The organism is Ruegeria sp. CDSA033, from assembly GCF_059612305.1.
Map to the genome: position 1 here is coordinate 1 of NZ_JBXWQI010000022.1, position 20824 is coordinate 20824.

A 20824-nucleotide genomic window follows, 5' to 3' on the forward strand; every position below is an offset into this window, starting at 1 on the left:
AGTTCCAGATAAGCATCTGAACCAGCCACCCCAAGCCCCACAGAAGTCCCCTGCGGACCAGCAATGTTCCAGGCCGGGTCAATTGAACCAGAAGAAAAATCGTCAGAAATGCTCAATACGGCCCCCCGCCGAACAATCTCGGCTATAACTCACCACCATGCTCCAACACAAAATGCTCAGATAAAAATGACTTAAAACCCTAAAAAATAACAAAAAATACACAGGAAAGCCCCAGTGTATTTTACATTCTAAAACGGGATTTCAACGTAGCCCTCAAAAAACCAAACACCGACAACCAAACACAAAGAGCGGGAAACTTCGACGCATTACTCTTTGCGAAAAACACCATCATTTCTCATGAAGAATCCTATCATACTATCCTGAGAGGGTCACCAAAATTGTCGAAGGCCACACCCCAAAGTGATTACTGTTATATATATGGAAACAAAGACAAGGGTTTGAGGCCTTAATCTGGGAAGTCGCTGCAATCCGACAGTCGCAATTCAGGTTCAGAGTCCACCGTTGTCCATCGTGCAGCATTATCCTGTTTAGTCGTAGCAGTATACAATGGCGCGATGCACCTGTCTGCGCGGGTAGGGCCATAAGAGGGGGGGCACCGGGTTACATGCCGCCTGTGACAGCCAGAGAACGGCATGTTCAACTTGTGCACTACCTTTGTGAAAGTCGGTAACTACAATGAGACCATGCTCGGTCTGGCCCAAGATGTGGTGGCGCGAGCAGCTTTACCAGGAATTCATCCCAGCGTTTCATTCCCATAGTCTACCTGCTTTAGTGCAACAAACTTCGGTGGGCTTAAACTATGGTCAACCGAGTTACGGTAACATGATACTATCGAATAAAGATGCCATATTTTTCTGGCGCAATTTATGATTTTACCAAAATTTTCTTCAAATCTGCACGCTCACCTTTATTCAAACAAAACCCAAATAAAACCGCAACGTAAACCAATGCACCGGAAACGGAATAGGCTATCAACATATGCCAGCTTTCCGGCTGTTTGTTTAGGTCCAGGGCAATCCAGACAATACTGGCGGCTACCGCCGGGGAGTAACCGGGAACCAAAACACACCGGAACAAATCGGCAAAAGATCTGTCAATAATCTTCAGGCAAAGAATCCAAAAGAATAGGATCTGAGCAAGAATGGTGATAATTGTCAGCGACAAGGTTGCTCCAACTGCGCCCAATTCGGTAGAGCTCAGGAAATAAATCATCAGGATCAACCCGAAAAACTGAAAGATGAATGCGGCCGAAAAGAAAGCCTTTACCTGTTTTGTTGCTATTGCTGTCAAGGGAAGTAAGGCCATTGGCGACGTAAAGGGATAGATAATCATAAACAGGATAATAACCATGGAAGCCTGCGAATACTCTTCACCCAGATAAAGGTGAACGAAGCTGTCCGAGTAGATCACCAGAGGTGTCGCAACCAAAAGCGTTATCCATGACGCATATCGCCCGCCACGAAGTACAGTCTCAGCCAGCCTCCGCTTGTCATCCAAGGCATACATTGCCGTCAGGGCCGGCTGCAGCGTTTGAGCGGCAAGCCCTACCGTACTGTCGATTTGCCGGTAAAACGTCGCCCCAATATGGTAGCAGGTCACATCTACAGCCGTGCCATAAATATTCAGCAATATGGTCGCTGCGTTTGTGTACATTATTCCGCCCAAACGACCAATTGTGGTCCAAAGACCAAAACTCGTCAGCTCTTTGGCCTGGTTCCAGCGAAACTTACCGCGCTGAAGACGTAGTTCCGGGACCAGAAATCTTGCGCGAATGACTAACGCGATGGAGTAAATCACATCAGAAATTACAGTAGCTATTACGACCCAGATAACCTGAGGCCCAAAATACAATAGGAAAAACAGAAGAAGCCCCATACGGATTAAATCACGGGCGATGCCGAAAAGATTTAATTCAATAAACCGCTGTCGAACATGAAAACCGGAAAGGAAGGGCAAAGCTAACATTTGCAACGTGAAGCTTGCCACCAATAAAAGCAACATTGACTGCGCTGAACTCACCATGCCGGGTGCGATGTTCAGAAACTTTTCTATATTCAGGGCGAACGCTGCCCCACCAAGCAGAAAAATAGCGCCGACAACAACAAGCGGAGGAAATATGGAACTAATCAGGACAGGTATGCGCGCAAAATCCCCTTTTGCATATGCTTCAACCACATAGCGACTTATGCCTCCGGTAAAAAAAGAAAAGAAAAGCGGTGCAAACACCATCAGGGATGTAACGATCGGAAGGATCGCAAATTCTTCGGCCGTTATGCGGTGCAGAAGATATTGATACATCCACAGAAGGACGGTAACATTGAGTGCCTTGGCAAGGACCGAACTTGCCGAGTTGATAGCGACCAGCTTTTTCGAAATAACGATGTTCTTGTGTTCAGCCACACAGAATGCTCGATTTGGTTACTACTGCAAAATCTGACTTCAAATCCATGCCATTTACCTGATCCACAATCTCAGCTTTGTAAAGTGCGTTTGATGAAGCGCCCGAATCCCTGAACCTAAGCCAAACAACTCTACTGAAGGGATCGCACCACACGCGTCAGGCGCGGGCGGCGGCAACGCATGGTGCCTGCCCCAAGCCCACCGGGTAGGCACATTGCTGCTACACCCTTTACAAATCAAAAGGGTGATTACATGTTTTGAGCACTCTGGTTTCGATTAAATCAGGGTCTCATTTATTGCATGGAATATTACTGTGACCGGAACACGGCCTAGTCCAAGATTGAGTATCGGAATCCCTGTTTACAATGGCGAAAAGTATTTGCGGGTTGCTCTGGACAGCTTGCTTGCGCAGACATTCGAAGATTTCGAAATCATAATTTCCGATAATGCTTCGACGGACAAAACACAGGGGATTTGCGAAGAATACGCCGCCAAAGACATCAGAATTCGCTATGAGCGGCAGGCGACCAATCAGGGCGCGGCGGCCAACTACAACCGAACATTCGAACTGGCCCGGGGCAAGCTGTTCAAATGGGCAGCACATGATGATGCCTGCCTGCCAACGTTCCTTGAAAAATGTGTTGATGCTCTCGACAAGGCCGGGAAAGACACTGTTCTGGCTTACACGACCGCAACCACCATCGACTCAGATGGAGAAGCCATTATTCCTGATCCATACGCCAACGGTGACACGCTGCGGCCAAGCAGTAAATTCGCGGCCGCACGCGTCGTACACACGTTGCGATATATAAGCCTGGCCAATGCGACCTTTGGAGTGATCCGAAGTGAGCATCTCAGACGGACTCGTCTGATTGGTCCCTTTGTGGCCTCCGATTATGTCCTGATGATTGAGCTTGCCATGTTGGGTCGTTTCAGCAGGCTGGATGAAAGGCTTTTGCTGCGACGCAAACATTCCGAGGGGTCGCGGCATGAGGCCAATCCGACACTTGCCGATGTCGAGAAATGGTTCCGTGGAAACAGTGACCGCAAGTCCGTTCTTTCGCCACGGCTTAAACTTATGCTGGAGTATTACCGTTCCGTTTTCGTCGCGGATGTGCCCACAACCACCAAGCTGGCCTGTGCCAGCGTCATCCTTCCCGCAATGGCCGAGAGAAAACTTCGGGTCGCGGCAGGAAAGTGGAGGCGCCAAATAAGGCGGTCCACACTGGCACCCTGATTTTATTGCTCCAAAGCAGCCAAGAACGCTTTTACATCTCTTAACTTATCTGCATTGTTCTTTAGCCACTCGAGGTCGCGATCCCACCATCGTGACGCAAGCAGAGCATCGATCGTTGGCTCATCGAACCGATATCTCAGTATCCGGGCCGGGACACCCGCAACTACTGCGTATGGCGGAACATCGCGGGTAACAACCGAACCGGCACCAATAATAGCCCCGTGCCCAATGTTCACGCCCCCCTTCACAATAACGCCGTGTCCAATCCACACATCATGTCCAAGCGTTGTTTTGGTGATGTCCTGATGCGCGTCCTCAGTCACCAGATCGTAGCCTATATGGGGCAAGGAGCGATAGAAATACGGATGCGTCGAGACAAAATGATCTGGGTGATCAGCCAGACCTATCGTCGAAAATGGCCCGATTGAGCAAAAGCGCCCGATATCCGTCAGGCTGACCCGGCATCCAACCTCGACATAGCTGAAGGCCCCGAAACTGGAACCGGAAACATATGCCGGACCGCCCAGTCGGCAACCGGTCTCGAACGTGTTGTTGTCAGCAATCCAATAATCGAACTCCGGACCCAATGAGCGCAGGCCATGCCGCTTTTTCAGGCGCTGGCGCAACAGAGCACGCCGGACACCGTGAGGCATCAGGTTTTCGAGCACGCGGGTCAGTCGACTACTCATCGGCCAGATAACTTACGGATTCCGGCCACCAGAGCGGTATGTACAGCGCCAGATTTTTTTTCTGAGTTACGATAAGCAGATTCTGCAAGCTTCAGACCCTTTCTGATTGCTGGCCCGCTTATCGCCAGCGAACCTTCGTACCAATGTTGCCATCCCAGGTTTGGAAACTTTCCTGCAATCATTTCATTACAAATTGACAGCACCGTGTAGCGATGCACTAGGGATTTGGATGTTTCGTCAGAAGCCTGGGCTCCCTCGAATGGGAAGCTGCCCCAAGCCGCCGCCTCATTCTGATCCGGCTGTGTCCAGAGCGCTGTAATCAAATCGCAGGTCACATCACGCACATCCGCATAGGGGTCAACCAGATCACTATCCAGCACCAGATGCTCGGAAAACGTAGACAGCGTTGTGTTGTAAAGGTTCAGCCCCCATTCAATCATAGGCTTGTTAACGCGGACGGAGAGATCGGGCACCACAGCACCATCTTCTCGGCGATAACCGGTTACAGTGCCATGGTCAGCTGCACAGAACATCTGGACACAGGTTCCAAATCCCCGGGATCGCTTGATGCCCTGATTTCGGCGGTGATCATAGAGATAGCAATCCGTATCAGCGACCCACTCGGGCTCTTGAGCTGGCATGGGCAAGCCCGCGTCCTTCGGGTTATCCAGCCCAATCAGAAAGATACGCGGCGCCCGGCCACCGGCATTTTTTATCAGGGCATGTACAGCGCGAACCTGGCTGCCCACACCTCCGAAATCAATTATCCCTTGAGAAACATCATCCAGAAGGCCTTCCTGCCTGAAGTAATCGGTTACGATTTCGCGCCGCCGGGATGCACGCTCCAAAATCAACTCGCGCAGTGGCCCTTCAGTTAGTTGGGCGCGTAAGGCTTCTGAAATTTGCGAGGCAGAATGCGTTACATCCACATCTTCGGGTTCATCCAGAAACTGCGCGACGTCATCCCACTGAAGATCAAATCTGGCAAGGAATTTAGCTATAGATAAACTTGGGACATCCCGGAAAATCCAGCCTGTCTCTTCCTCGTCGGCACTGAATGTCGCCGCCAGATTGGTAGATTTCCGGCTGACATACAGATAGCCGATTTCAATTGGCAGCTGTAACCGCGACACCAAAGTGCGGGCCAGTTCAGCTAAAATCTGACCGTCTCGGGCAAGAAACACGAGGCGTTCCAGCGAAAGTTCCTGAGCTCTTTTCAGGATCCAGAGCACGTACCCCAGCAAGGCCGGGGCTGCAACACCAGCCGCTACATCGCGGATTGCGGCCTCTCTGTCATCTGTTGCCGTCGTTGCCAAACGGGTCATCCGGCTTGCGCCAGCCAAAGAAGATGCAAAGCCCGCAGTGGTCGTAGCGGCGTCGGCGAGTATTTCTTCATACTTGTTCAAACGCCCGCTGGTACACCAGCGCGTCTCAATCCCCCTCCTCAACGGAACAGCGACATCCGAGTGGGGGTGATCGCCCATATGCAGAATTTGGCCCGGTGAATTGTTTTCTGACGTAAGGCGCTCAAAAAGTCGGCCGGAAGCTTTTGATTCAGCGTGTTCAGATGACACCAGGCAACGGCTGTCGGAAAACCAGAGCCCGGCCGAATTTAGTCTGTCTTCAATAAAGGTGGCAGGAAAATACGTGTCCGAAGTGTACACCACAGGAAGTCCCTGTGCCTGGCAACGGTCAAGCAATCGCTGGGCCGCAGGGACAGCGCGCAACATCTCAGCTTCCAGCGAAAGTTCGGCCTCTGCCAATTGCGGGACCAGCTGTTCATCCAGATGAAGTCGACGTGCGACTTCGACATAAAAATCCCGGAGCCCGGCTTTGGAATCCAAACCGCCTTCGCGCCGCCATACGGCCTGCTCGGCATTCGCCCGGACCTGCGCGAATAACTCAGGAGAACAGTTTATCATTCCTTTAGTCGCCAGACGGCGACCCAGCCAGATGAACAGATCATGTGGACGACCGCACGCCCGGGTTAAAACTGTATCAAAAACATCTAGCGAAAGTAGCGAGGGTGCCTTGGGCTGAACTGCGCCCATATCACCAAGATCATCAAGTGACCTAATATGGTACGGCTTTGCGCTGCGGCGTGCTTTGGATGTATCCACTCTTTATGTCCTAATACCAATAATATGAATTCTTACCGTAGTCTGGCTTTATTGCACAAACCTAATAATGGCTGCAGTGCCGCTTTCCCCGGACAGAGTTATTCTATGGTCTCTGTGATGCGTATGCCAAGATCAGTATAACGGTCAGACAAGGCAGTTCGGGTCTGGGGTTTCGCGATCGGCCATCAAAGTTCTGCGTCACAAGCCTCTGCCAATGTATCTTGACGCGTTTATGGCATTGCTACGGGTAAACACACCTGTTCTGCGGGTTTTCAGGGTTAGTTTTTTGCAGGCAGCGTGGCGACTCCGATGAGGGCGCCACAACTGGTACCGGTGCTCTGATGTATGGGATGCCCGGGGACGATTCGACCGCTGATCTATTGCCCCGATTGTTTAATAATTTGACGTATATTCTGGAAGAAACCCATTATTTAAATCCCGTTTGGAAACATTTCATCGGTCACGCCCGCTCTGAAAGTCTGCTCAAAACCCGGATCAGGAAACCGGACGCCTTCAGGAAGATACACCTGACACTCTTTGGATTGATCCTGAACGAAGATCAGCGCATTGCTTCCATCTTGACGGAACTTTGATGACCTAGATACTGGGCGCGGTTTTCAAACTCAGGATTTTTTAAAGTGACCAGTTATATTGCCAAACTGAAAACCCGCCTTGTTCGTATACCCGGAAACGTTCGGACACGAGGGAAGGAGTAGTGAAGACCATCCTGCATATCACCGCCGACTATCCCGATCTGTACAATGAGAGGAAAACCCTGGCGATCAGAAATCTGCTGGAAAACACAAATGGTTTTCGTCATCTCGTTTACTCGATTAACCGAAAATCCGGTCTTGGCGGCTTGCAACTGATTGGTCGTCAGAACGGTGTCGCCACAATTTGTTACAAGGCACCGCCCCTGAGTATATTTCTGGAAACGTTTCTGTCCGGAGTGGCGGATTGGATCGTCAATGATCTTCGCGAAACAAATGAAGAGGTCCATTTGTTGCATGCGCACAAGCTTTCGATTGAAGGCCTGGTGGCGCAACGCGTGTCGAGAGCATTGGGACAAATCCCTTACATTTGCACAATTCGTGGGAACACGGATCAAAAGTACCTCCGTCTGAAACTGCAAAAGCGCGAAACCTATCGACAACTGGTCGGGGGGGCCGCGCTGTTGCTTCCTGTGACGCCCTGGATCGAACGCTATGTGGACCGGACCCTTGGGGCGGACCGGGCGCCCAGGCAGCTTTTGCCCACCATCAGCCAGAGTACCGAATTGCTTTCGCCACAACCGGGGAACGGTCGGTTGGTTACCGCGTTTCACCTGGCCGGGTGGCGCCTCAAAGGAATCCCCAACCTCCTCTCCGCGATATCGGGACTAAGGGCTGCCGGAACTCTGGTGCAACTCGATATCATCGGTGGGGGCGATGAGCATCATAGCCGGGCCATTCAAAAGCAGATCGAAAAACATAATCTGGAGGATCAGGTTCGGCTGCTCGGGGCCATACCTCATACTGAAATTCAGGCACGGCTGAACACGTATTCGGGGTTTGTTCTGCCCACACTACGCGAAACTTTCGGCATGGTTTACATCGAAGCGCTGACAGCGGGATTGCCAATTCTCTACTCCGAAGAACGGGGGGTGGACGGGTTCTTTGACGACATGGATATCGGGGTTCGTTGCGACCCCAAATCGGTTCAGAGCATTGAATCGGGTCTGCTTCGGCTGACCGGAAATGAGCAGCATATGAAAACCGAGCTGGCAAGATATCAGGCCGAAGGCTTCTTTCGCCGTTTCAATGCCGGAAGCGTTTCTGAAGCATATGCGGAAGCGCTGCAGAGGATTTTTGATGACGATCAGGTTACAGTTGCAGGTGAGGCGTATTGATACGCACGGTTGCCGGTATGACACACAATAACGATAAAACCGCGCGAAATATGAACGGTATAGCAGGTGAGAGTATGAGTGAAACGGTCAAGGTTTCTATCCTGGTCATTAGTTTCAATACCAAGGATGAAACACTGGAGGCGCTTCGTTCGGTCGTAAAAGAGACCCGAGACGTCCCGTATGAATTAATCGTGGTCGATAATGCATCCAAAGACGGATCAGCCGCCGCGATCCGTGCCGAATTTCCGAATATAAGATTGATTGCGTCAGAACAGAATCTTGGCTTTGGAAAGGCCAACAATCTGGCAGCCGCTGACGCGAAAGGTGACTTCCTGTTGCTTCTGAACCCTGACACAGTCACGCTGGGGGGGGCTGTTGACCGGCTGGTCGACTTTGCAACGGTATATCCCGATAACGGAATCTGGGGTGGTCGTCAGTTTTATCCCGATCTCAGCCTGAACACGACGTCGTGCTGGCGGCAGATGACAATCTGGGGACAGCTTATGTGGGCCTTGGGTTTGCTGAAGATGTTTCCTGACAACGGGCTGTTTAACTATGACGGCTATGGTGGATGGGACAGGGCCGATATTCGAGAGGTTGAAACCGTTTCCGGTAGCTTTCTGTTGATCCGCAGGGATCTGTGGGAAAAGCTGAATGGCTTCGACACTACCTTTATCATGTATGGCGAAGACGCGGATCTTTGTTGTCGGGCCCGTCAGGCAGGGGCCAGACCCATTGTGACCCCGAATGCCGAAATCATTCACTATGGGGGGCGATCCGAAAGGGTCCGCGCCGACAAGATGGAGCGCCTTTTGCGCGCGAAAGTCGCCTTTTCCAAAATTCATTCGAATTCGTTCCACGCCCTTGTTTTTCGGCTGGTTTTCAGGACGCTGGTCATAGTTCGGCTCTTGGGGTTCAGCCTCAAGAGGATCATCCGGCGGGATCAGAGGTCTGCGGATTCTTTTAACGTCTGGCACGATGTCTGGGCACGGCGACGTACTTGGCTACAGGGATATTGATCAAAATGCAGGATTTTGCAGCTAACACTTCATCCAGGCCCATCAGGCTTTGCCTTTTTGGGGCCTCTCCGGATACGGCAAACCTTGGTGTTTCAGCCCTGTTTCTTTCAGTGATGCACGCGATTGCAACCCGTCATCCGAACGCACAGGTGACGGTTTTCGACTATGGCGCCGGATCGCGTGTCGCCACCCTTCACTTTGATGGAAAGCCTTTCCACTTCACTCGCATCGGTGCCAATCTGTCCCGCCGCTATTACCGTCGGGACAGCCTGTTCAACATGCGCATGAGCGCGGCACTTGGCGGGCTGGGAAATCCTGGCGTGCAGGCAATCGCACAGGCCGACGCCGTTCTCGACATCAGCGGGGGCGACAGTTTCGCAGACATCTACGGCCAAAAAAGGTTTGACGCCATAACGCAGACCAAACAACTCGCCCTGCACCAGAACACACCATTGATCCTTCTGCCTCAGACCTACGGCCCGTTCAGCGCGCCCCCGGCGCGGCACATCGCCAGTGACATCGTGCGCGCATGTGGCATGGCCTGGGCGCGCGACGAGCGGAGCTTTGAAACGCTGAAGGACCTGCTGGGTTCCGATTTCGATCCCGCGCGGCATGACACCGGGGTCGACGTTGCCTTTGCCCTGCCGCGCAGCAAACCCGAAACCATGCCAGACAAGCTGGTGGAGTGGATGAAGCCGGAAAGACCGCGCCCGCTTATTGGCATCAATGTCAGCGGCCTGATCCACAACCGGGGGGAGGAAGGTTCCCGGCAGTTCGGTTTCATAAGCGATTATCGCGATATCATTCACCAGACTCTGTCCCGGTATCTCGAACAGACCGAAGCGAATATCGTGCTGATCCCACACGTCCTGGCCGCCAAGAACAATCACGATACCGATCCCGAAGCCTGCTGGAATGCCGCCCGGGCGCTGAACAACGAGGAGCGGCTGCTTGTTCTGGATGAACGTTACGATGCCATGGAGATGAAATGGGTAATCTCCCAGCTCGACTTCTTCTGCGGCACCCGCATGCATTCGACAATCGCGGGGCTATCATCCGGAGTGCCGACAGCCGCCATCGCATACAGCAAGAAAACTCTGGGTGTCTTTGAAACCTGTGGGCAGGGTCGGCATGTGGTCGACCCGCGCAGCGAAACGCTTGAGCAATGTGTTGATGGTCTCTGGGAGGCCTGGGAACACAGGGTCAATGCGGCAAAGACCCTGGCCGAGCATTTGCCGGGCGTCAAAAGCCAGGCCCAGAGTCAGATGGACCGGATTTTCAGCTATATCAAAAACCAGAAAAGCACATCCGCCAGGACGCTCTGATAGCCGGTGATCGTTACCGGCTCCAGTCACCTTCGGCGTGCATGGAGCGTGGCGTGAAAGCCATCTGTAGCATTCTGCGTGCGCGATAGAGCCTAATTCTAACCAGGCACACCAAAGCCAGACCCCGTTCCCGGGTTCCCCGCAGGCGTTTGGACGTCAGCACCGTTCCGATTTCTCCTGCTGGCGAGCCGGCAACGGCGATGGCCCGGGCCAGCCAGCGCAACCTGCCGAAAGGTTTCATGTAATAGTCCGAGTAGTCGTGACTGATATGCCTGTCCCATTTTCGGGCCAGTTCCACAAAGGACTTGTGGGCGGGGTGATGGACAATCATGTCTCCAATATAAATTGTGGTATAGCCGAGGGATTTTGCCCGAAAGCCCCAATCCCGATCTTCCGCAACCTCCAGACCCGCGAAGGGGCCAACCTTTTCGAACACCTCCGCACGCATGGCGAGATTGCCGGTGCCGGAATATCCTTCAGCAATATATTTGCGATTACGATAACCGTAGACGCGCTCATACGGCTCCAGAAAGGTGGGGTGCCCGGGGATGGCATATTGCACCTGGACATCGCCGCCAATGATTTGCGTGTCAGGATTCCGGAACGCCGCCTCGATCACAAAAAGCCAGTTTTCATGGGCATGACAATCCGCGTCGATGAACGCCAGAATATCTCCGCGCGCCTGTTCTGCGCCAAGGTTACGGCCGGGCCCGGGGCCAAGTATCCCCTGAAACAAAAGCCGTACTTCCGGGTAGGCGTTGCAGATATCCTGCGGGCTCTGCGCTGACCCGTTGTCCACGACGAGGATCTCTACATCCGAACCATGGTTCTTTTGCCGATGGAGCACGTCCAGGCAGGTGCGCAAATGCTCGGGTTGGTTGTAGTGCGGAATGATGACGGAAATCAGCATAAAGCAATCTCGAAAAGAATTTGATGAAAGGGTACCCGACGCCGCGCAATCCAGAAAGGCGTGAACTGATCTGCCCCAACCCTATGATACATCCGTATTTGCCATTTCCCCGCGAATAAGAAATCAGAATCCCGGTTTGTCCGTGGTAGAGTGAAATGGCTAATTCAGAAAGAGTCCAGTCAGAGAGCCTGCACTTGCCTGGGAAAGAAGTAACGGACCTTACGATTGATCCGTCGGTAATTGCATATGTACGATAACGATTCGAAAGTCAGGTCACCATCAGATTTGTTCTGAATATGGATACAGTTCCATACGAAACGTCAATTTTGATGCCTTTGATTGATCAATCGTTCCTGTCGGGAAGTCTGGAAAAAGGGTGATGAACCCTTACATTGATCAAAAGACTGACCAGTTGGTGTGACGGTCGCTGCAAGAGTTTCGCCCCAAGGGGTAGGCGGGGAGAGTTGTGACCGCTACAATCGTGATCTGATTGAATCGTATTATGAGCTCGGTTGCTTTGTTCCATAGCCGTTTCCGGGTTTGTTTTGTTGTGTCGAGTGTTGATGTTTTTTGAAAGTTGTCGTTCGCATGAGCAATGATCTCTATGTCGAGCATTTCGGGCTAACCGAGCGGCCGTTCACGCTGCTGCCGGATCCAGGCTTCTTGTTCTGGTCAAAGGTTCACAAACGCGCCTTCATGGTGCTGGAGTTTGGTATCCTGTCCCGGGCTCCCATCACTCTGATCACCGGCGAGATCGGATCAGGTAAAACGACCCTGATCCAGAAACTTCTTAGCCAGATGGATGATAATATCACCACTGGCCTGATCTCGAACGCGCATCGCGGGCGTGGCGAAATGCTGCAATGGGTTCTGAATGCGCTGGATGTCCCGGTCAATCCGCGGGTTCCCTATGTGCAGCTTTTCCAGACTCTGCTGGATTTCCTGATTGCAGAATACGCCGCCGGTCGACGGGTGGCGCTGATTTTCGACGAGGCACAGAACCTGTCCCGCGAAGGCCTCGAAGAACTGCGGATGCTGACCAATATCAACTCTAACAAAGACGAACTGGTGCAGTTGATTCTGGTCGGGCAGCCCGAGTTGCGGGACATGGTTCTGGATCCAAACATGCGCCAACTGGCCCAGAGGGTGGCAGCCAGCTTTCACCTACCTGGCATGGACCGGAAAACCGTTACCGACTACATCGCACACCGGTTGCAGGTCGCTGGCGGCACTGGTGAGGAATTCACGCCCGGGGCTTGTGCCATCGTGTATGAGACTACTGCGGGCATTCCGCGCCTCGTCAACCAGCTTTGCGAATTTGGCCTGCTATATGCCTGGAGCGACGATAGCATGACTGTGTCAGAGAGAATTGTGCAAAACGTTCTGGACGATGACGTGTTCTTCGGAGCGCTTTCTACGCCGGATGGCGGCGAGAAAAAAAAACTTCAGGTTCTGACGCTAAATCAGGAAGAGCGAATCCTGCCAAAGGAAAAGGCGGGGTGACAGTGTTGGATTACAATCGGGCTCAGTTCGACGGAAAACGGGATAACTGAACGTGGACTTACGGTTTTACTGGTCGATCTTTTCGCGGCGGCTGCCGTATTTCATGCTTGTCGCAACCGTGATCAGCGCGGCGTCGATCATCGTCGCTTTCTCTCTGCCGCCAGCCTATGTGTCAGAGATGAAACTGATCGTCGAAGCGCCCCGAATTCCAGACGATCTGGCCGCATCGACGGTGCGCACCCCGGCGCAACAGCAACTTGAGCTTCTTGAACAAAGGCTGCTGACCCGGGCCAACCTGATCGATATCGCCAACCGGCAAAGGGTATTCCCGGATATCTCTGAAATGTTGCCGGACCGGATCGTCTCGGCGATGCGGGCGCGCACCACAGTGCGTGCAAGCAACCACAGGGCGCCGGTGCCGCTGATGCAAATCAGTTTCGAGGCGCGATCAGGCGCGGTCGCGGCAGGGGTGCTCAATGAATACCTGAATCTGATCCAGCAGGAAGACGTCCGGTCCCGCACCGCGCGCGCAGCGCAAACGCTTGAATTTTTTGAACAGGAAGTGGCGCGCCTGAGTGAGGAATTGGCCAGGCGCAATGCCCGCCTGCTAGCCTTCAAGACCGAAAACTCCGATGCACTGCCGGAAAGCCTCGATTACAAGCTCAGCCAGCAAACGCTGCTGCAGGAACGTCAGGCGATGCTCGAACGCGAAATCGCGGGCCTTGAGGATCAGCGCCAGAACCTGATCCTGATTTTCGAATCCACCGGGCGCGTGAACGGGTTCGAAAGGACGCAGCAGTCTCCGGAAAGCCGGGAACTTGAAGAGCTCCGCCGCCAGCTCGGCGAAGCGCTGATCATCTATTCCGAACAGAACCCGCGTGTGAAGGTGCTCAAAGCGCGCATTGCCGAGATGGAAAAGACGGTACAGCCCCGTCCTGAGGACGACGAGGATACCACGGGCAACGCCCTGCTTGATATACAGCTGGCCGAGATCGCAACCCGTATTGATGTGCTCAGAGGACAACAATCCGCGACACAGGCCCGGCTGGAAAAAGTGACCGACACGATCAACCGGACACCCGCCACATCGATCCAGATCGAAGAACTGACCCAGGACCGGGACAACCTGCAACAACAGTACAATCTGGCCGTTGACCGGCTTTCCCGGGCCAGTACCGGCGAACGGATCGAAGTGACGGCACAGGGCCAGCGCGTATCCGTAATCGAACCACCAGCTGTGCCGAACCGGCCGTCCAAGCCCAACCGAACTGTGATCGCTGCCGGCGGATGCTTTCTGGGTATTCTCGCGGGACTCTGTCTGGTTGTGCTGCTGGAAATGCTGAACCGATCTGTCCGGCGGCCGGAGGATCTGGTCGCGCGCCTGGACATCACGCCTCTGGCGACCATTCCATACATCTCAACACCGGGGGAAATTTGGCGGCGACGGGGGTTCAAACTGGCGCGGCTGACAATCATACTCGTTAGCGTGTCGGCGGGGGTATATGCGATACACACCTATTATCAGCCTCTGGATCTGGTGGCCGAGAGGGTTATGGAAAAAATCGGGACGCGCTGGTGAACCGCCGCCTGAATAGCTTTGATCGGGAAGGATAGCGGTCGATGGAGAAACTGCAGGTTGCCATAGAAAAGGCACGGTCGCAGCGGCAGAAAGCCGGTAACCCCCGGCCTGCTGCCGAACCGGTAGTAAAACCTGTCAAGCCGACGGATGAGAGCCTGAGGGAACGTTGGAAAGATCTGACGCAGATCGACGTGCCCGAGTCTGCCCTTAGCCGCAACCGACTTGTCGCCAGCGCCGACGGACCCGCAGCGGGGCCGTTCGACATGCTGCGCACCCGTATTCTGCAACAGGCCAGAAGCCGGGAGTGGAAAAGGGTCGCGCTGGTTTCACCACACAGTGCTTGCGGCAAGAGTACCGCAGCAGCCAACCTCGCCTTTAGCTTCGGACGGCAGTCCGATCTGCGCACGATCGTTCTGGATCTTGACCTGCGTCGCAGTGGGTTGCGTAAAATTCTTGACCAGCACTGCCAGCACACGATGGCCGATGTGCTGCGGGGGGACGTCCCGTTTTCCAAGCATGCTCAGCGGCTTGGCGAAAACGTGGCACTGGGGTTAAACGGCAGCACTGTTCGAAATGCCGCCGAAGTCCTGCAAAGCACGAAAGCCAGAGAGGTGCTGGATTCACTCCAGGCCGGGTTCGAACCGGACCTTATGCTGTTCGACATGCCCCCGCTGATGGAGGTGGATGACAATTTCGGCTTCCTGGGGAATGTGGATTGCGCCCTGTTGCTGATCGAAGCCGAACGCACCACGATCGACCAGATTGATGTGGCCGAGCGCCAATTGTCGGAGTTAACGAATGTGATGGGTGTCGTTCTGAACAAGGCCCATTATACAGAGGGCGCGTATGGGTATGGATATGGATATGGATATTAGTCTCGGAACCCGCTGAAATTTTGTTGGAAGCAAATTTCATCGTTCGGAACGGATCAGCGACGTGTCTGATATTCAGCCCTGTGAAGACGCATCGGGTGCATCAAGGTTTCCTCTTGGCGACCGTCATCACTCACATACAGTCAATCAAGGTAGCGCGCACCAACCTGCAAAACACGTCTTGAACCTACCCAAGGCCCAACTGAATCGAATGTACATATTTGGGCGTTATAGAAAAAAAACAGGGCATGGTTCGGCTATCGCGGTTGCTACATTGCTGTTCCTCAGAAACAGCAGAGACCTCATAGAATAACCCAAGGAAGCGACTCTAACTGCCTGCCTCAATACGGAGGACTCTGATCGCCGGGTCTACGCGGCTATATGCTGCCAGCAATCGTCCCGACCAGTTCTGATCAATGTAATCAGCCATGAAACGTGATGGCGCGACCAGGGTCACTGTCCCCCCTGCCCTATCAGCTTCAGTCAGATGTTGGAACCAACTGCTCCACAACTCCGGATCGCGCCCATGCAGGACTGCCTGAACCCGACTCCAGACGTCACTATCCGCATCAGGCGAAAAATCCTTGGCTTTGAAAGGGACGACATTGGTTGTCGCTTCCGGTTCAACCGACATCCGCGACAGGAAATCGGATCCGATTGTGGGCCAGATATCCGACGTGTCGATCATCAGCTGCTTCAGATCCAGCTCATAGACTGCAACGCGCCCCCGCACGGCCGGGCGTTTGACGGCGATCCATCCCATCGCGCGAAGCTTTGCCATCTCGCGTTTGACCGTGCGCTCATTCACAGACCAGAGCCGGGCTATTTCTTCCCGTCCGATCGACAGCTCATTGTTGCGCCAGTTATACCGAGTGGTGATTAGGGCAACGACGCGCAGAATGCTGCGCTGTCTGTGCTTGTCGCCTGACAAGGCGTATACGGCCAATGCAGACAGAATATCATACTTGAAAGCCGGCGCATTTCGTCCAACCGGTTTCGCAACCTGCATTTCCATTCTCACCGCTCTGCCTGCCTCGTGCGGAGCTATGCCGCCAGTCTTACGCTGTTCACCCAACGCTTTTCGCTATCGTGGCACAATTAACGTCCAAATGATCGATTGTGTCAAGCGGAGTCTGCGACGAGATCGTTTTGCGGTCAGGCCCGTATCAAAATTCAAAAGAAAACTGGTGAAGTATTGGTGATGGGGGACATCCATAATGGCCCCCTATTGATCTCTTTTGCCCCCCTATATAGGGGTATTTCCAGCCTCATGCCCCCCTAAGTATTGGGCGAGGGTCAATGTTAGGGGGGGTGCTTTTGTTCCGTTGCTCCGAATCGATTCCGGCGCTGTTTTTCCCTGCTTTCTTACCCGTGGGTAAGATCATACGGGTATCATATTTTCTTTTGCACAAAGTGCAATTTAAGCGTAAATATACAATTATCTAAAAATAGCGTCCTAAGAAACGAGACTCGAGGCATGTACACGCACGAAGACCTAAATACTCTGCGGAACCAGTCCCTCAAATTACAGGGATGGATCCGCCAGCAAACGTTCAGCCCGGAAATGGAGAAAACCTTACGCCGCTTTTCAAGTTGGGAAGTCTCCGAGCTGATCTTTCGCGTCAACCAGTCGACCTTTCGCGGCAAGCTTGCGGCGGACCCTACTCTGCCCAGTGGCGAGGTAGAACCCGATGGTCGTCAGCGCTGGTTCAGCCTGGAAGAGGTGAATGAACTGCGTCGACGGCTCAAGGTAAATCGGAAGTCCCTGATGCCGCCCCGCCCTGCCGATAAACGCGCCATTCGGGCAGCGGTAGCCAACTTTAAGGGTGGTGCCGGAAAATCCACCGTTGCGCTCCACCTTGCGCATGCAGCGGCGCTCGATGGTTATCGCGTGCTGGTCGTGGATTTTGACCCGCAGGCCACGTTGAGTCATTCCATGGGTCTGACAGACGTGACTGAAGATTTTACCGTTTGGGGCATCATGGCGCGGGACCTGATCCGCGAAACCGAACGCATGAACAATCGCCCCGTTGCTGCCGAGTCCGGCACCGCCCTGCCCCGCCGCGAGCTGCCGCCATCGGTCACCGGCATGGGTCTGGGCGATCTGCGCATCGCGGATTTCATCAAGCAGACATCCTGGTCCAGCATCGATGCGATCCCTTCCTGCGCCAACGCGGCCTTCGTAGAGTTCGCTTCGGCTCAGTACCGGCATCTGAACCCCGAGTGGTCCTTTTTTGCAGCGGTGTCGCGATATTTGGATCAGATCCCAGATGATGCCTATGACCTGATCCTGTTCGACTGTCCCCCGGCGATTGGCTACCAGTCGATGAACGCAGTGTTCGCGGCGGACATGCTCTATATCCCGTCTGGCCCCGGATATTGGGAATATGACTCGACTACCTCTTTCATCGGTCAGCTAGCCGAGGCGCTGGAGGATCTGGCTTATGGGTTCGACAAAACCTTACCCACGGGTAAGATTGGCCTTCCCAAAACTTTCTGCGAACTTCGGTTCCTGTTGACCCGCTATGAGCCCGGCAACGCCCTGCACCTCGCCATGTTTGATGCTTTCAGGAAAGTGTTCGGTGACCACGTCGCAGAGCATCCGGTCGAGATGACGCGTGCTGTCGAACAATCCGGTCGTTTCCTGAGTTCGGTCTACGAGATGGATTATCGCGAGATGACGCGGGAAACTTGGCGTCGCGCACGCTCGACTTTCGATAATGTCTATGAAGAGTTCCGAGGCACGATGCTGGCGGCCTGGGATAAGCTGGAGGATGACACATGAGCCGCAAACGCAGAATGTTTGACATCGATATGCCAGCCATGGAGGATATTCCGGTTGGCAAGGTTCCGGACAAAGTTCTGGAGAAGCGGCGCGGGCCAATGGCCGCGGCAATATCCGAGAATGCGGATGCCCTGCGTAATCAACAATCGACCGAAGAAACCATTCGCTCTGAAAACGACCGTTTGGCGCATGAATTGGTACGGCTGCGGTCCGAAGGGTTGGTGACGGAACACGTCGTCCTGTCGGATGTCGTCACCGGAAAGCTCACCCGGGATCGCAAGGTTGGCCCAGACGCGGAACTGGACGAATTGAAGGATTCTATCCGCGACATTGGATTGTCGAACCCAATCCGTCTTGAACGCCGGACGGATGGACGCTTTGATCTGATCCAGGGTATGCGCCGGTTGTCGGCCTATCGAGCGCTGCACGAGGAAACGGGTGAGGACATCTACGCCAAAATCCCTGCCGGTATCTCAAATGCAAGCGACATAAATGACAGCTATCGGCGCATGGTTGATGAGAACCTGATCCGCAAAGATATCTCTTTCGCCGAGATGGGCGCATTGGCGCGAGCCTATGCCGAAGATCCTGCCAACGAATGCCCCGACGTGGATAAGGCTGTTGCGATCCTGTTCAAGTCTGCAAGTTATACCAAGCGCAGTTACATCCGGTCCTTTGCCAGCTTGCTCATGATGTTGGACAAGGTGCTGATGCATCCCAACGAAATTCCGCGCAATCTGGGGGTCGAACTGAAGCGCAAGCTGGACGCCAACCCGGGGTTGATCCGCCAGGTCAGCACCGCCGTATTGACTGAACCGGATCGGGACGGCCCACGTGAAGTTGCGATATTGCGAACCTTTATCGAGACCGAGCGCAGCACGGCCGAGAAACCGGCGCCATCAGCGAGCGGGAAAACCCGCCGTGCAAAAACTACTTTTCAGGTTTCGGGCCGGGCAGGGGTAACCAAATGTTCGGCTTCCAGCGGCCGGATCGAGTTGCGTTATGACCTGGATTTCACACGCGTGGACCGTGCAAAGCTTGAACAAGCTATTGCAACCTTGATCGACGAATTGCTGGAGGACGGTGATCTTACCCACGGGTAAGGTTCTGGTTTGTAGCTTTGTGGGAAGGGAACGCCGGGCCTTCTGCCCGGCATTCTATTCTGCAGACCTCACCCCAACAGGTCCGTTGCCGGGTTCTCTGCAATGTCCACATCGTCATAGTACTTCTGCGCCTGGACCATGGAGCGGTGCAGGGACAATCGCATGGCCGCCTGGATTGGGGCGCCATCTAGCGCGGCTTGCGTCAGGAACCCCGAACGCAACCCGTGCGGCGAGGCAAAATCTTCTGGCAGCCCGGCCAGTTTCAGGCGGTGCCGAACAATCTGATAGATCGCATCCGGGCTGAGGCGTCGTTTCAGAACCCGGTCGGCTTTGGAAACAGGGCGGAACAAAGGGCCGTCGTTGATCCTACCCACATCGATCCAATGCACCAAAGCCTGCGCTGCGCGGGATTTCAGCACCAATCGCGGCGTTTCGCCCTTCTGGGTCGTCTTGGTTTCCAGCAATGAGATCCAAACACGATCTTTTTCCTCAAATTCCTTGAGCGATACATCCTCGCGCATCAGCCCGGTCAGTTCCGACCGGCGCCGACCACCGCTGGCCCAACCCAGCATCAGGATGGCGCGGTCGCGGCAATCGCGGCGGGAACCGCGACAGGTGGCCAGCAGCTGTTCGAGGATGTCACGAGTAATCGGATGCTGCGACTTTGGGGCAGGGGGCCGGGCGGCGGCGCGGCGGGCCTTGGCACGGGCTTGTTTCACTTGCGGCGCATCAAAGGGCGCGGCGAGGTTCTTCATCCGGTGGAAGACCAGCCAGGAGGCAATGCGCCGGTCCAAGGTGGACGAGGCAGGGCAGGCCAGCGATCTGCGTAGCCCTTGTGCGATCAGAGCTTCGGTGGTTACACGCGCGATGTCGTCTTCTGGTGCGTCGCTCAGGTCGCGGGCGTGGTCGAGAATGAAAGCCAGCGCCGCCGCTTCCGTTTCGGGCCAGTCTAGCGCCGACCCGAAGCGCGCAGCCTTCCAGGCGGTGATGTAGAGCAGATCGCGCTCATACGCCCTAAGCGTATTGTTCGGCGTGCCGCGGATATAGAGATCCGTCAGCGCCTCCTGATCTGCGTGCGACAGGGACGGGGTGGGGCCGGGAAGATAGGGGGCAGGGGGCTTCATGAAGTGTATCCTGCGCCAATTCAGGTCAGAATTCAATCATATGTGATAAGGGATACTTATCGGATGTGATTGTAAAGTTCACCCTCCATCTACCTAATGTGCAAAATCGGGAGATAATAAGGGTCACAAACCGAAAACGCTTGTAAAAAGCAAGAAAGCCCAGGCACCACACACAGCCACACGATCAGAACCTATGCAGGGTCGACCCTGCATCAGAGAACAAGTGGACATCCGGTCTCGGTATATTGC

At 54.1% G+C, this 20824-nt stretch carries 15 protein-coding genes; 9 read left to right on the plus strand and 6 right to left on the minus strand.

The window, feature by feature from the left end; genetic code table 11:
* Nucleotides 1-885 precede the first annotated feature (885 nt).
* Nucleotides 886-2421, minus strand: a complete 1536-nt coding sequence (locus AC2FLA_RS19555; protein WP_496724515.1) for an oligosaccharide flippase family protein — start codon at nucleotides 2419-2421, stop codon at nucleotides 886-888.
* A gap of 340 nt (nucleotides 2422-2761) precedes the next feature.
* On the opposite strand from AC2FLA_RS19555, the gene AC2FLA_RS19560 reads away from it, so the two are divergent.
* The gene (locus AC2FLA_RS19560) at nucleotides 2762-3658 is read left to right on the plus strand and encodes a glycosyltransferase family 2 protein (protein ID WP_496724517.1); all 897 of its coding nucleotides are present in this window, start codon (nucleotides 2762-2764) and stop codon (nucleotides 3656-3658) included.
* A gap of 2 nt (nucleotides 3659-3660) precedes the next feature.
* Here AC2FLA_RS19560 and AC2FLA_RS19565 read toward each other — a convergent pair whose 3' ends face one another.
* Complete coding sequence (locus AC2FLA_RS19565) at nucleotides 3661-4347, minus strand: CatB-related O-acetyltransferase (protein WP_496724519.1); 687 nt, start codon at nucleotides 4345-4347, stop codon at nucleotides 3661-3663.
* Nucleotides 4344-6110: a hypothetical protein gene (locus AC2FLA_RS19570; RefSeq protein WP_496724521.1), complete on the minus strand. Its 1767-nt coding sequence runs from the start codon at nucleotides 6108-6110 to the stop codon at nucleotides 4344-4346. Before AC2FLA_RS19570 ends, AC2FLA_RS19565 begins: the two co-directional genes overlap by 4 nt.
* Nucleotides 6111-7182: 1072 nt before the next feature.
* On the opposite strand from AC2FLA_RS19570, the gene AC2FLA_RS19575 reads away from it, so the two are divergent.
* From AC2FLA_RS19575 to AC2FLA_RS19585, 3 genes are all read left to right on the plus strand, one after another.
* A complete protein-coding gene (locus AC2FLA_RS19575) occupies nucleotides 7183-8355 on the plus strand; it encodes a glycosyltransferase (protein WP_496724523.1) in 1173 nt (390 codons plus the stop codon).
* Between the two features lie 74 nt (nucleotides 8356-8429).
* Nucleotides 8430-9374: a glycosyltransferase family 2 protein gene (locus AC2FLA_RS19580; RefSeq protein ID WP_496724525.1), complete on the plus strand. Its 945-nt coding sequence runs from the start codon at nucleotides 8430-8432 to the stop codon at nucleotides 9372-9374.
* 5 nt (nucleotides 9375-9379) lie between these two features.
* A complete protein-coding gene (locus AC2FLA_RS19585) occupies nucleotides 9380-10699 on the plus strand; it encodes a polysaccharide pyruvyl transferase family protein (RefSeq protein WP_496724527.1) in 1320 nt (439 codons plus the stop codon).
* 13 nt (nucleotides 10700-10712) lie between these two features.
* Here the strand turns inward: AC2FLA_RS19585 and AC2FLA_RS19590 are convergent, their stop codons facing one another.
* Complete coding sequence (locus AC2FLA_RS19590; RefSeq protein ID WP_496724529.1) at nucleotides 10713-11609, minus strand: glycosyltransferase family 2 protein; 897 nt, start codon at nucleotides 11607-11609, stop codon at nucleotides 10713-10715.
* 588 nt (nucleotides 11610-12197) lie between these two features.
* Here AC2FLA_RS19590 and AC2FLA_RS19595 point away from each other — a divergent pair.
* From AC2FLA_RS19595 to AC2FLA_RS19605, 3 genes are all read left to right on the plus strand, one after another.
* Nucleotides 12198-13112: an ExeA family protein gene (locus AC2FLA_RS19595; RefSeq protein ID WP_496724531.1), complete on the plus strand. Its 915-nt coding sequence runs from the start codon at nucleotides 12198-12200 to the stop codon at nucleotides 13110-13112.
* A 103-nt stretch (nucleotides 13113-13215) separates the two neighbouring features.
* Nucleotides 13216-14691, plus strand: a complete 1476-nt coding sequence (locus AC2FLA_RS19600) for a GumC family protein (protein ID WP_496724533.1) — start codon at nucleotides 13216-13218, stop codon at nucleotides 14689-14691.
* A 41-nt stretch (nucleotides 14692-14732) separates the two neighbouring features.
* A complete protein-coding gene (locus AC2FLA_RS19605; RefSeq protein ID WP_496724535.1) occupies nucleotides 14733-15566 on the plus strand; it encodes a CpsD/CapB family tyrosine-protein kinase in 834 nt (277 codons plus the stop codon).
* 325 nt (nucleotides 15567-15891) lie between these two features.
* Here AC2FLA_RS19605 and AC2FLA_RS19610 read toward each other — a convergent pair whose 3' ends face one another.
* A complete protein-coding gene (locus AC2FLA_RS19610; RefSeq protein WP_496724537.1) occupies nucleotides 15892-16578 on the minus strand; it encodes a DnaA N-terminal domain-containing protein in 687 nt (228 codons plus the stop codon).
* Between the two features lie 462 nt (nucleotides 16579-17040).
* Here AC2FLA_RS19610 and AC2FLA_RS19615 point away from each other — a divergent pair, with 462 nt between their 5' ends.
* Complete coding sequence (locus AC2FLA_RS19615; RefSeq protein WP_496724539.1) at nucleotides 17041-18348, plus strand: AAA family ATPase; 1308 nt, start codon at nucleotides 17041-17043, stop codon at nucleotides 18346-18348.
* A complete protein-coding gene (locus tag AC2FLA_RS19620) occupies nucleotides 18345-19451 on the plus strand; it encodes a ParB/RepB/Spo0J family partition protein (RefSeq protein WP_496724541.1) in 1107 nt (368 codons plus the stop codon). The genes AC2FLA_RS19615 and AC2FLA_RS19620 overlap by 4 nt, the downstream gene beginning before the upstream one ends.
* A 68-nt stretch (nucleotides 19452-19519) precedes the next feature.
* On the opposite strand, the gene AC2FLA_RS19625 is transcribed toward AC2FLA_RS19620, so the two are convergent.
* Complete coding sequence (locus AC2FLA_RS19625) at nucleotides 19520-20575, minus strand: tyrosine-type recombinase/integrase (protein WP_496724543.1); 1056 nt, start codon at nucleotides 20573-20575, stop codon at nucleotides 19520-19522.
* Nucleotides 20576-20824: the final 249 nt, after the last annotated feature.

Coding starts and splice junctions, on each gene's coding strand:
- AC2FLA_RS19600 (WP_496724533.1), top strand. CDS start 13,216: ATGCTTGTCGCAACCGTGATCAGCGCGGCGTCGATCATCGTCGCTTTC.
- AC2FLA_RS19590 (WP_496724529.1), bottom strand. CDS start 11,609: ATGCTGATTTCCGTCATCATTCCGCACTACAACCAACCCGAGCATTTG.
- AC2FLA_RS19585 (WP_496724527.1), top strand. CDS start 9,380: ATGCAGGATTTTGCAGCTAACACTTCATCCAGGCCCATCAGGCTTTGC.
- AC2FLA_RS19620 (WP_496724541.1), top strand. CDS start 18,345: ATGAGCCGCAAACGCAGAATGTTTGACATCGATATGCCAGCCATGGAG.
- AC2FLA_RS19605 (WP_496724535.1), top strand. CDS start 14,733: ATGGAGAAACTGCAGGTTGCCATAGAAAAGGCACGGTCGCAGCGGCAG.
- AC2FLA_RS19565 (WP_496724519.1), bottom strand. CDS start 4,347: ATGAGTAGTCGACTGACCCGCGTGCTCGAAAACCTGATGCCTCACGGT.
- AC2FLA_RS19595 (WP_496724531.1), top strand. CDS start 12,198: ATGAGCAATGATCTCTATGTCGAGCATTTCGGGCTAACCGAGCGGCCG.
- AC2FLA_RS19580 (WP_496724525.1), top strand. CDS start 8,430: ATGAGTGAAACGGTCAAGGTTTCTATCCTGGTCATTAGTTTCAATACC.
- AC2FLA_RS19610 (WP_496724537.1), bottom strand. CDS start 16,578: ATGGAAATGCAGGTTGCGAAACCGGTTGGACGAAATGCGCCGGCTTTC.
- AC2FLA_RS19625 (WP_496724543.1), bottom strand. CDS start 20,575: ATGAAGCCCCCTGCCCCCTATCTTCCCGGCCCCACCCCGTCCCTGTCG.
- AC2FLA_RS19615 (WP_496724539.1), top strand. CDS start 17,041: ATGTACACGCACGAAGACCTAAATACTCTGCGGAACCAGTCCCTCAAA.